Raw genomic sequence first — 12548 nt, forward strand, 5'->3', positions numbered from 1 at the left:
CTTTTATAGTATTTATTCAAATCAAAGCCCTTAAATTTGCCGACAGGTTATGAAAAAGATAGAACTGGAAATAGTTGCCCTTTCGCACAGCATCACCCAAACGCATAGTTATGCCGTCGTGTTAGGTGAAGTAAACGGAATGCGTCGGTTACCGATCGTTATTGGCGGTTTTGAAGCACAGGCCATCGCAGTGGCACTTGAACGGATGCAACCCAGTCGCCCCCTCACCCATGACCTGATGAAGAATTTCATGATGGCCTTTAATGTGGAGCTGCATGAAATTGTGATCAACGATCTGCAAGAAGGTATCTTCTACTCCAAACTGCTTTGCTCTACTGACCATGATACGGTGGAGATCGACAGCCGCACCAGCGATGCACTTGCACTTGCTGTACGCTTCGGTTGCCCCATTTATACCTACGAGAATATTCTGGAAAGCGCAGGTATTTTAATGGAAGATGAAGAGAAGAAAAAAGAAGAAGTGGCAGTAAGCAGCTCACAGGTGAGCAGCAGCGGTGAAGAAAAAGAAGACCTGAAAGCATTAAGCATCGAAGAACTGCAAACCCTGCTCAATGATGTACTGGAGCAGGAAGACTATATCAGAGCCATTGCTATTCGTGATGAGCTGTCGAACAGGAAGAAATAATTGATGATGCTGCAAAGCATCATTTACTTTTTCATTTAATATTTTTCATTTCTCATTTTTCATTCCCGAATGATCGTTTTCCCCAATTGTAAGATCAATCTCGGATTACATATTCTCAATAAACGGGAAGATGGCTATCATAACCTGGAAACGGTTTTTTATCCGGTGCAGTTGAGAGATGCATTGGAAGTAGTGAAGAGAGACGACGGACGACAGACGACGGACGACACTCACAACTCACCACTCACCACTCACATTTCTTTCTCATCCACCGGTTTAACCATCGCAGGCGACGAAGCAAACAATCTCTGCATCAAAGCTTACCAATTACTCAAAAAAGATTTCCCTTCTCTCCCACCCGTTCAAATGCATTTACACAAAGCCATTCCAATGGGTGCAGGCTTAGGTGGCGGCAGTGCTGATGGTGCGTTTGCTTTGAAGTTATTGAATGATAAATTTCAGTTGGGTTTGTCCACACAACAGTTGATTGATTATGCATTGCAATTGGGAAGTGATTGTCCGTTCTTCATTGTAAATAAACCTTGTTATGCAACGGGCAGAGGTGAAAAGTTAGAAGCAGTTGAGCTTGATTTATCAGCTTATCATTTTGCAGTTGTAAATCCTGGAATACATGTAAATACAGGGTGGGCTTTTGCGCAATTGAATATTAACGGTTCAGCTCGTCCTGATCTGAAAGCAATTATTCAACAGCCCATTGAAACCTGGAAAGAACAACTCATCAATGATTTTGAAGAAGCGGTAAGTAAAGCCCATCCGGAGATTGCAACCATCAAACAACAACTGTATGATGCAGGTGCAGTGTATGCAAGTATGACGGGAAGTGGAAGTACGGTGTTTGGGATATTTAAAGAAATGCCACAATTAAAATTCCCAGAGAGCTATCTATACAAATTAATTTAATAAAAACTTTGAACAGCCGCTGTCGGAGTTTCATACTCATAACATTTAACTTATAACCCTTAACAGAATTTACTCCGCTTCTCTCAACAACTCCGCCAAATCCAACCGATCGCTCACCATTTGTAATTCACCATTTGCATCCAACGGCCATTGCTCTTTTGGTTTATCCCAATAAAGCTCAACGCCATTTCCATCAGGATCATCTAAGTACAGTGCTTCACTCACACCATGATCCGATGCTCCTGTTAATGGATATTTTGCTTCCAACAAACGTTTCAAAATAACAGCGAGGTCTTTTCGTGTGGGGTAAAGAATGGCTGTATGAAATAAACCCGGCACATTCACCGGTGCGGGGCCTGCTCCTTTGCTGTGCCAGGTATTCAAACCAATATGATGATGATAACCACCTGCTGAAATAAACACAGCCTGCGAACCATAACGTTGTATGATTTCAAAACCAAGCAGTTCGTGGTAAAAAGCTAATGAACGTTCTATATCCGAAACTTTTAAATGCACATGACCAATGCGGGTTTGCGCCGGAACAGTGTAGCCCATAACTCAGATTTTATTTTATGAAAGTAAGCCAGTATTTTTGTAAGGCAATGAAACAGCAACATTCCTTTCTCCAGCAAAATCTCGATCTGCTCAACCACTAAGTTGTGCAGCACTGTTTCTGATCAGCCATGCTGATCACTCTTTTGCATTTTTCATTTTCAATTCTTCATTTTTAATTTTCTCGCTATGCATACTTCTGTTGCAGCAACATCTGCCAATACACAATATTTTATTGATAAGGAAGAACAATACGGTGCTCACAATTATCATCCATTGCCCGTGGTATTAAAACGTGGCGAAGGTGTTTTTATGTGGGATGTAGATGACAAACGTTACTATGATTTCCTGAGTGGATACTCTGCAGTTAACCAGGGACATTGTCATCCACGCATTATTGCATCATTGATTGAGCAGGCACAAAAACTCACACTTACCTCACGTGCATTTCATAATAATTTATTGGGTGAGTATGAAGAATACATCACGCAGTATTTCGGTTACGATAAAGTGTTGCCCATGAACACCGGTGTGGAAGCTGTGGAAACTGCTATTAAGTTAGCACGTCGCTGGGGTTATGAAGTAAAAGGCGTTGAAGAAAACAGGGCGAAGATCATTGTATGTGCACACAACTTTCATGGACGAACAAGTACGGTGATCTCATTCAGTACCGATCCTTCATCCTACACAAACTTTGGACCTTACATGCCGGGCTTTCATGTAATTCCTTACAATGATCTGGAAGCTTTGCACGAAGCATTACATGATAAAAATGTGTGTGGCTTTTTAGTGGAACCCATCCAGGGTGAAGCTGGTGTGGTTGTACCAACGGAAGGTTACTTGTCAACGGCAAAAAAATATTGTGTAGAAGCAAATGTGTTGTTTATTGGCGATGAAATACAAACCGGTCTTTGTCGCACAGGAAAAATGCTGGCTTGCGATCATGAAAATGTTCGTCCTGATATTTTGATTCTTGGTAAAGCACTCAGTGGTGGCGTGTTGCCCGTAAGTGCAGTGTTGGCCGATGATCAGATCATGATGACGATCAAACCCGGTGAACATGGAAGTACATACGGTGGTAATCCGTTGGCATGCGCTGTCGCCATTACTTCTTTGCAAGTATTGAAAGATGAAAAGCTGGCAGAACGTGCAGAACAACTCGGACAATTATTGAGAGATGAAATTGAAAAACTTAATTCTCCTTTCATCAGTTTGGTTCGTGGTAAAGGTTTATTGAATGCCATTGTGATCAAACACAGCAACCCCGAAGCAGCATGGGATCTTTGTATGGAAATGAAAGAAAATGGTTTACTGGCAAAACCTACACATGGTGATAAAATCCGTTTTGCTCCACCATTGGTGATTACAGAAGAACAGATTCATGAATGTGTTGAGATCATTAGAAAGAGCTTGCAGGTGCTTCAATAATAAAGTCAATAGCCGATAGCCAATAGTTAGAAGCCCAAGACACCCGGCAACTGACTATCGGCTATTTACTTATATCTACCGGCTGCCTTAGAAACCTTATTTTTGCACCTCAATTGAAGAAAGCATGAGCGAAGAAAAAAGCCTGAATTTTATTGAAGAGATCATTGAAGAAGACCTGAAAAGCGGGAAGTATGAATCTATTCTTACCCGTTTCCCTCCGGAGCCAAATGGATACCTGCATATCGGTCACTCAAAAAGCATCTGTCTCAACTTTGGATTGGGCATCAAATATGGTGGCAAAACCAATCTGCGTTTCGATGATACCAACCCGGTAACTGAAGACACAGAATATGTTGACAGCATTAAAGAAGATATCAAATGGCTGGGCTTTACCTGGGCCAATGAATTTTATGCGTCTGATTATTTTGAGCAGTTGTATGGCTTTGCTGTAAAGCTGATCGAAAAAGGATTAGCTTATGTTGATGACAGCAGCAGCGAAGAGATAGCCAAACAAAAGGGCACGCCTACTCAACCGGGTGTTCGCAACCAATACAGCGAACGCAGTGTAGAAGAAAATCTTCAACTGTTTGCAGACATGCGTGCAGGCAAATACAAAGACGGCGAAAAAGTATTACGTGCAAAGATCGATATGACATCACCTAATATGCACCTGCGTGATCCGCTCCTTTATCGCATCAAACACGCACATCATCACCGCACAGGTGATGCATGGTGCATTTACCCTATGTATGATTTTGCACACGGACAAAGTGATTCCATTGAAAAGATCACTCACTCCATCTGCACATTGGAATTTATTCCTCATCGTCCGTTGTATGATTGGTGTATTGAAAAACTAGAAATATTCCCATCAAAGCAATATGAATTTGCAAGGCTCAACCTGAACTATACGGTGATGAGCAAACGCAAATTATTACAACTGGTAAACGACAAACATGTAACCGGTTGGGATGATCCACGCATGCCCACCATCAGTGGTTTACGCCGCAGAGGTTACACACCTGAAAGCATTCGTGATTTTGCAGAACGTGTGGGTGTGGCAAAACGTGATAACCTCATCGAATTCAGTTTACTTGAGTTTTGTGTGCGTGAACATTTGAATAAAATTGCCTTCCGCAGAATGGTGGTGTTCAATCCGATCAAAGTGATCATCACAAATTATCCTGAAGGACAAACAGAAACACTTCATTCAGAAAATAATCCTGAAGACACAACAACAGGTACACGATCATTACCATTCAGCCGTGAAATATTGATCGAAGCAGATGACTTTATGGAGGTGGCACCAAAGAAATATTTCCGTCTTGCTCCCGGGCAAATGGTGCGTTTGAAAAGTGCTTACATCATCAAGTGTGATGAAGTAGTGAAGAATGAAGATGGATCAATAGCAGCTATTCATTGCAGTTATATTCCTGAAAGTAAAAGCGGAAGTGATACAAGCGGCATCAGTGTAAAAGGAACTCTGCATTGGGTAAACGCTGCCGATGCTGTGGAAGTGGAAGTGAGAGAATATGATCGGTTATTCAGAGTTGAAAATCCTGCAAGCGAAGAGGGTGACTTTAAAGAATACATCAACCCTAATTCACTAACGGTGGTGAAAGGTTATGCTGAACCTGCTATTCAAACAGCAACACTCACTGATCGTTTTCAATTTTTACGCAAAGGATATTATTGTTTAGATAAAGATTCAACAGCCGATAAATTCATCTTCAACCGCACCGTTACATTGAAAGATGCATGGGCGAAAGAGGTGAAGAAGGGATAAGTTGTTGTGCAGTCACCTTGCAGATGAACAGTCATCGAAAAGAAAAGCCTCCGTTATAAACGGAGGCTTTTCTTTTAATGCTCTACAGAACTTATTGAATTGGGATCATGCTTGTATTTGAAGGTAACAAAGAACAGTATCGCAATTACAAGTGAATAAGCCGCAAAACTATACCAGATGTTTGGCCAGTCTTTTATACCTGCAGCATCAGTAAAATAATCAACAACCTGTCCCGCAAAAAGTCCACCAAGGATAGCACCAAGTCCGTTTGTCATCAACATAAACAAACCTTGTGCACTTGCCCTGATGCCCGGCTTTGCTTCCCTGTCAACAAAGAGAGAACCGGATATATTAAAGAAGTCGAAGGCCATTCCATAAACGATCATCGACAGAATAAGCAACGAAAGTCCTGAACCCGGATTGCCTAACCCAAACAATGCAAAGCGTAGCACCCATGCGACCATACTGATTAACATTACTTGCTTAATGCCAAAACGCTTCAGGAAAAACGGTATAGCAAGAATAAACAGTGTTTCTGATATCTGGGAAAGTGATATCAGAATATTACTATGTTTTACAGCAAAGCTTTCTGCATACTCCGGTGTCTTTCCAAAATCGCCAAGGAAAGGATTACCAAACATGTTTGTGATCTGCAATGCAGCACCCAAAAACATGGCGAATAAAAAGAACTTCGTCATCATCGGGCTTTTGAATAATTGAAATGCATCTAAACCCAAACGTGTAGCAAACGATTTCTTTTCAGTTGATGTACTTATTTCAATTCGTGGCAGTGTAAAACAATACAAACCTGTAATGATACCTGCCACCGCTGCAAAATAAAATTGATTGTTGTTTTGCGTCCAGCCCAACAGGTCAACTGCCCACTCTGCCACAATAAAACCAACGGTGCCCCACACACGAATGGGTGCAAATGATTTTTGAATGTCGAGGTTTTGCCTACTGAGTAATGAGTAAGAAACAGAATTGCTCAAACCGATAGTTGGCATATAAAAACAACTTACAAAGAAGATAGCCCAATACATATCTCCGGCATTGGTAACCGTGCTGGCATAATATAATCCAAGGCCTGCGATAATATGACTGATGCCCAACATGATCTCGGCACGGATATACTTATCAGCAATAATTCCAATTAACGCAGGCATAAACAGCGATGCCCAGCCCATGGTACCGTATGTGTTGCCTACTTTAGAACCCAGATTAGGATCAATAGGGTTATTAAAATTGGCGAACATATAGCCCCCCAATGAAATAAGCCAGATACCCCAGATAAAAAACTGTAAAAAACTTAAAATCGTAAGGCGTGATTTAAGATTCATCAACAACTGTTTTGATTAAACGTTTGTATTTAGCTTGAAAGATAACGGTTTTTGTAACATCTGAACCATTGTTAAAACAGCCCGGCAAAGTGTTTCACGTTTACACAAACGGTTAAAATCTGTGTTTGACAGAAGCAACCATTTTGAGCGCTACTTCGTACATTCACAGTATAACATCCTGTATGAAGTTGATCAAACCGGTTCTCTTCCTTTTATTGATAAGCACCTGCTGTTTATACACATCGGCACAAAAACAAAAAACAACAGCTACCAAACGTATCAATAGCTTTCAACGCTGTGGCACACAAACTCTTTTTGACGAAGCGGTAAAAAAAGATCCAAAGCTAAAGACCCGGATGTTAAACAACAGGCAAAACGTGGTTGCCCGTTACGATCAACTCAATCAATTCAATCAGCTGTTACGTACAAATGCCATCATCACAATTCCCGTGGTGGTGCATGTGATCTTGGCAAACCCAAGCCTTGTAACAGACGCTCAGATACAATCGCAAATAGATGTGTTGAATGCAGACTATGGAGGTCTTAACGCTGATTCTGTGCGCATACCTGCTGCATTCAAATCACGTTTTGGCAAAGGCAATCTCCGTTTTTGTTTAGCGAAAAGAGATCCGCAGGGCGAAGCAACAAATGGCATTGTTCGTGTTGCTTCTACAACTTTATCTGACCCCGGTGAAGCAGATCCTGTGAAGTTTACCTGTGAAGGTGGCAGCGACGCATGGGATGCGTCCAGATATTTAAACATCTGGGTTTGTGAAATGCCTGACGGTTTTTTGGGTTATGCTTACTATGCTTCATTACCCTTGCCTGATGTTCCTTTAAATGAACGTGGCTTTGTAAACAATTACCAGGCATTTGGCAAAAACGGAACTGCGGTGGCACCTTATAACCAGGGCCGTACTGCCACACACGAAATCGGTCACTTTTTTGATCTTGAACATATCTGGGGACCCAACAATTGCGACGGTGCACAAAGTTGCAGTGATGATGATGGTATTGCCGATACACCTTCGCAGTTCGACTGCACATTTGGTGCGCCTGCTGCCGACAGTGTAATTCTCGATGCATGCCAAACAACAGCTCCGGGCATCATGTGGATGAATTATATGGATTATGTTGATGACCGTGCAATGGTGATGTACACAACACAGCAACAACTTCGAATGGAAGCAACACTTGCAACAGTTCCGTGGATGCAGTCATTAGCCTCTTCAAACGGATGTACACCTGTAGCAACATTTAACCGTGATGCAAAATTTGTAAAGTTTATTGATGCAGCACTCGGGCCTTGCAGCAACGGAAGTAATTTCATTTATACCTGCAGTAATACGTATCGTCCTGTAGTAACCATCCGCAATGCAGGAACAGATAATATCACCAACCTTACTATAACAGCAAGATTTGGTACAGGCACACCTGTTGTTACAAACTGGACAGGTAACCTCGCATCACTTGCATCGGTTGATGTTACGTTGAACCCAATGACATTAAATCCCGGCACCAATGCGAATCTCATTGTGTACACATCAAACCCAAATGGAAATGCCGATCAACGGTTAACAAACGATACCGGACGCATTGATGGTGTTGTATTTCCTGTTGGTACGTTACCATTAACCGAAGGGTTTGAATCAACAACCTTCCCTCCTTCTTTGTGGCAACGCATGAACCCCGATAACAGTATTACATGGGAACGCACCACCGCCGCTGCTAAAACAGGCAGTGCATCGATGTTCATCAACAATTTTGATTATGATGTAAACGGCAACCAGGATTTCATGCATTCTCCCTTACTTGAAGTGCGGGGAAAAGACTCTGCATTCCTCACCTTCCAGGTGGCTGCAGCTATGTTCACCAATCCATTCCAGACAGATGTGCCAACCGACACACTGGAAATATTTGTAACAGATGATTGCGGACAAACACTCCGCTCCGTTTATAAAAAATGGGGGCGAGACCTGATCACCACAGGCAACGTTGCCATTGAAGAAGCTTTCATACCGGATGCCAATGAATGGCGAAGAGACAGTGTTTTTCTTGGCGACTTCTCCGGTGCAACTGCGCCCTATATGCAGGTGGTATTCCGCAACACCACCAACTACGAGAACAATTTATATATTGACGATATCAACATTGTGGTGCGTGATGTAAATCCTAACCTGAAAGCAAAAGGTGTAATGATTACCCCCAATCCATTCAGGGAACGATTCTCATTGCAGTATTACGATCCTCCCGCCAACATTGAATATATTAACGTGTACAACCAGGTTGGTCAGTTAGTGTGGCAGAAGCGCATTGCTCTCGGCAGACCCGGCTCCATCCCTACTCCCGGCTACCAGGAAATTGATCTCGGCAGTATGAGCAGCGGCATCTATACCGTGCAAATCGTTTATCGTTCACGGAATACCGATACATTCCGGGTGATCAAGGTCAATAATTAACCTGTTCGATAGCAGATAACTCATTTCGTTTTGAAACCGATCGCAGCGTAACTTTGCCAAAAGTTGCGCTGTTTTATTTTATAGAATGTTGGTCAGCGACCAACATTGGCAACAACATCAAACAAAGAAACATTATGCAAACAGGAATTGAAGCAATACTGAAAGGCAACCGCATCAGTGAAGATCTGCAACAGATAGCCGATAAAATTTATAATAAACAACGCATCAGTGAAGAAGATGCGGTGCTGCTGTTCGAAAAAGCAAGTCTGCCGTTTTTAGGCGCTCTGGCAAATTTTGTGCGTGAGCGCATGCATGGCGATACCACTTACTTCAACCGCAACTTTCATATTGAACCTACCAATGTGTGTGTGTTCAGCTGTAATTTCTGTTCTTACTCCAAACTTTATGCAAAGCGTGATGAAGGTTGGGAACTGAGTATTGACCAGATGTTGCATATGGTGAAAAAATATGACGGCGTTCCTGTTACTGAAGTGCATATTGTGGGTGGCGTGCACCCGAAAATGGATCTGCAGTTTTTTGCTGATCTGTTGAAGGCAATTAAAGATCATCGCCCCGGTCTGCACATCAAAGCTTTTACCGCTGTTGAATACGATTACATGTTCCGTAAAGCAAAAGTGAGTGCGGAAGAAGGATTGAAAATTTTGATCAGTCATGGATTGGATTCTATTCCCGGTGGTGGTGCTGAAATTTTTCATCCGGAGATCCGTGAAAAGATTTGTGCCGATAAAGTAGATGGAGATGGCTGGTTGAATATTCATGCCACTGCACATAAACTCGGACTGCACAGCAACGCAACCATGTTGTACGGACATATTGAACAATACTGGCATCGTGTTGATCACATGAGCCGTTTAAGAAACCTGCAGGATGAAACAAAGGGCTTTCAGACATTCATTCCTTTGAAGTTCCGCAACCAGGATAACGACATGAGCAATGTTGCTGAAAGCACCGTTGTGGAAGACATGAAGATGTATGCCATTGCACGTTTGTTCCTTGATAACTTTCCGCACATTAAAGCATACTGGCCCATGCTTGGTCGCCACAATGCACAAATGACGTTGAGCTTTGGTGTGAATGACATAGACGGCACTATTGACGATACTACAAAAATTTACAGCATGGCAGGTAGTGAAGAACAGATGCCTACCATGACCACGGAACAATTGGTTGCGCTCATTAAACAAGTAAACCGCAAACCGGTTGAGCGTGATACCTTGTACAATGTGGTGAAAGACTACAGTGAAGTAACGGTGGCAGAGGAAGCAGTTTTTTCAAGTAATTGATTTTTTGCAAACCAACCGATGCATGAATAAAACACAACTATATCGGCTCATTTTTGGACTGCTCTGTTTTGTATGGATCGGTTTCAAATTATCCCAACTATTCGATCCTGCCGAGGTGATGACCAACAAGCAGAAAGTATTTATCTATGTTGGCATATTTGCGTTTGGCGTAATGGGTGCAGATAATTTAATACGTTGGTGGAAACATCGCCGGGGTAAAGAGCAGCAACAATAAAGCAGGCATTCGAAAAGTAAATAGAGAAGGACTTCTTTTTTAGGAGTCCTTTTTTCATGTAATATACTTTCGCAAAAAATAATACCTTAAAGCAATTGTGCAACCCACAATCTAAAAAGCGCATAAAGCAACCCATGAAAATCAAAAACTTAGATATTTTGGAAATAGTTCGGGTTGCGTATATTTATGTGTTACAGGCAATTTTATGGACACAGGCTGCTATTGCATCTCAGACTTATGACACGACTCTTCCCTGCATTTGTTTTTCTCGCTTTTTTATCTTGTTCTCATGCTGACAAGATATATCAACCAGACATTACAGAACTGAAATCATTTTTCGCACAACTCGATGACAGTTCTTTAACCAAGAGAGAGTTCCTACTTGTTGACACAGTACAGGTAAAATGGAAGGATCTCTTTATTCGTACGGCATCCCATCAAAAAGCTTTGTCTAAGCACGACATTGACTTTATTGCAAAGCAGTTTGACAATACGCCAACATCTGTATGGACAACCACCGTCTTTGATAGTGCAAGACTCGTCAGCAATTCTTACATTCAAAGCTTTTATCAAAAGACGGATTTCGTGCCAGTACATTATCGATTTTCTTATCCATACTTTTCAAAGGACAAAAAGTATTGTGTTCTTTATTATGACTATTACTGCGGAAATCTTTGTGCGGAAGAATCCATAAGACTTTATAAAAATGACAATGGCAAGTGGACTTTAGTAAAGACCTTATTCAGTATTGTAAGCTGACAACTGCCTGTAACAAAGTATTGCCAAAAGCGGGGCTGAAGTAATAAACATGAACATTTGTTTCGCTTATCAGCTTCGGCTTCAGGGTGACCGGCTTCGCTCGGTCATTTTGGGTGATTGAGCTGTAGTAATTCTATTTAACTTTAGTTACCAGGCTGGACGTTATAAAATATCCCGCCTTCGGCAATACCTGAACGTTACCTACAACCTGAATTTACCAACTATGCGAACTCCTTCATTTAAATTGTTATTTGGAATTGGGTGTTTTATATGGATCGCCATCAAAGCTTATGATTTGTAGGACCCTGCAGTAGAAAAGAGTAAAACCAAAACAGTGTTTACCTATGTGGGCATTTATGCTTTTGCCATTTTGGGAGTTACGAATTTAAACGACTATTGGAACATCCGGACGATGAAGAAGACGAAGTAGTGTTGATTGATGATACAGGTTTAATGATATAGATGCCTGATGTCGTTACAACGTCCTGACATCAGCCTTACTCCAATGCATAAGAAAAGCGGGCCTGATTCAAAGCCCGCCTTCAAAAAAATCTGATCAATTCAGGCAAACTTAAGGTTTCACTCTTGCAAGCTTCATCTCTCCTCTTGTACTTTTCAACACAATTTCATTCTCATTAACCAGTTCACCGGTACTCTCCATTTTACGGTCATTGATTGAAACGCTGAAACTGAACTTCTTTCCATCCACTTTTCCTTCTTCCAGTTCACGTTCGCCAAACTGTGTTTTCCAGGTACCCTTCAATACGTTTCCTTCCACTTTAAATGTGTAGGTAATTTCAATGACACCATTTGGAGTTTCACGGCTTCCTTTCCAGTTACCATCAATTCCGGTTTGTGCAAAGCTGGCGGTAACGCATCCCACAATAAATAAGAGGCTGAATAAAATTTTCATGACAAGTTGTTTTAATAGTTAATGAAGATTTGAAAATTACCAATTACAGACGACAGAATTAGATACAACTTGCAGCTTCGGGCTATTTCTTTTGCAGTTTCTTTTGTTGCATTAACTATTGCTACAACATTTATGCAACTCCCAATGCAACAGACAGCAACAGCCGGTTTGGCCGATACTTGACATCGCTTCCGGAAATTCGTAC

At 41.7% G+C, this 12548-nt stretch carries 11 protein-coding genes; 8 read left to right on the plus strand and 3 right to left on the minus strand.

Going from position 1 to position 12548, the window contains the following annotated elements; all coding sequences use genetic code 11:
* Window positions 1-49 precede the first annotated feature (49 nt).
* Both VK159_RS13175 and ispE read left to right on the plus strand, forming a co-directional pair.
* A complete protein-coding gene (locus tag VK159_RS13175) occupies window positions 50-646 on the plus strand; it encodes a bifunctional nuclease family protein (protein WP_324230611.1) in 597 nt (198 codons plus the stop codon).
* 69 nt (window positions 647-715) lie between these two features.
* Entirely contained in the window at window positions 716-1567 is an 852-nt protein-coding gene (ispE, locus tag VK159_RS13180) for a 4-(cytidine 5'-diphospho)-2-C-methyl-D-erythritol kinase (RefSeq protein ID WP_324230612.1), read from the plus strand.
* Window positions 1568-1636: 69 nt separating this feature from the next.
* Here the strand turns inward: ispE and VK159_RS13185 are convergent, their stop codons facing one another.
* Window positions 1637-2122, minus strand: coding sequence for a VOC family protein (locus VK159_RS13185; protein ID WP_324230613.1), 486 nt, complete (start codon window positions 2120-2122; stop codon window positions 1637-1639).
* 186 nt (window positions 2123-2308) lie between these two features.
* On the opposite strand from VK159_RS13185, the gene rocD reads away from it, so the two are divergent.
* Together rocD and VK159_RS13195 are read left to right on the plus strand one after the other, a co-directional pair.
* Window positions 2309-3547, plus strand: coding sequence for an ornithine--oxo-acid transaminase (gene rocD, locus VK159_RS13190; RefSeq protein WP_324230614.1), 1239 nt, complete (start codon window positions 2309-2311; stop codon window positions 3545-3547).
* Window positions 3548-3671: 124 nt separating this feature from the next.
* On the plus strand, window positions 3672-5333 hold the full coding sequence (locus VK159_RS13195) for a glutamine--tRNA ligase/YqeY domain fusion protein (protein WP_324230615.1): 1662 nt from the start codon (window positions 3672-3674) through the stop codon (window positions 5331-5333).
* Window positions 5334-5407: 74 nt separating this feature from the next.
* On the opposite strand, the gene VK159_RS13200 is transcribed toward VK159_RS13195, so the two are convergent.
* Window positions 5408-6673: a nucleoside permease gene (locus VK159_RS13200; protein ID WP_324230616.1), complete on the minus strand. Its 1266-nt coding sequence runs from the start codon at window positions 6671-6673 to the stop codon at window positions 5408-5410.
* A 182-nt stretch (window positions 6674-6855) separates the two neighbouring features.
* Between VK159_RS13200 and VK159_RS13205 the strand changes: the two genes are divergently transcribed.
* From VK159_RS13205 to VK159_RS13220, 4 genes are all read left to right on the plus strand, one after another.
* Complete coding sequence (locus VK159_RS13205) at window positions 6856-9132, plus strand: M43 family zinc metalloprotease (RefSeq protein WP_324230617.1); 2277 nt, start codon at window positions 6856-6858, stop codon at window positions 9130-9132.
* A 134-nt stretch (window positions 9133-9266) separates the two neighbouring features.
* On the plus strand, window positions 9267-10436 hold the full coding sequence (mqnE, locus tag VK159_RS13210) for an aminofutalosine synthase MqnE (RefSeq protein WP_324230618.1): 1170 nt from the start codon (window positions 9267-9269) through the stop codon (window positions 10434-10436).
* 22 nt (window positions 10437-10458) lie between these two features.
* Entirely contained in the window at window positions 10459-10671 is a 213-nt protein-coding gene (locus tag VK159_RS13215) for a hypothetical protein (protein WP_324230619.1), read from the plus strand.
* Window positions 10672-10908: 237 nt separating this feature from the next.
* Window positions 10909-11430 carry a hypothetical protein gene (locus VK159_RS13220; protein WP_324230620.1) on the plus strand — a complete coding sequence of 174 codons (522 nt, stop codon included), beginning with the start codon at window positions 10909-10911 and terminating at the stop codon, window positions 11428-11430.
* A 571-nt stretch (window positions 11431-12001) separates the two neighbouring features.
* Here the strand turns inward: VK159_RS13220 and VK159_RS13225 are convergent.
* Window positions 12002-12343, minus strand: a complete 342-nt coding sequence (locus tag VK159_RS13225) for a hypothetical protein (protein ID WP_324230621.1) — start codon at window positions 12341-12343, stop codon at window positions 12002-12004.
* Window positions 12344-12548 lie beyond the last annotated feature (205 nt).

Source organism: Lacibacter sp. (assembly GCF_035299325.1).
Taxonomy (GTDB): Bacteria; Bacteroidota; Bacteroidia; order Chitinophagales; family Chitinophagaceae; genus Lacibacter.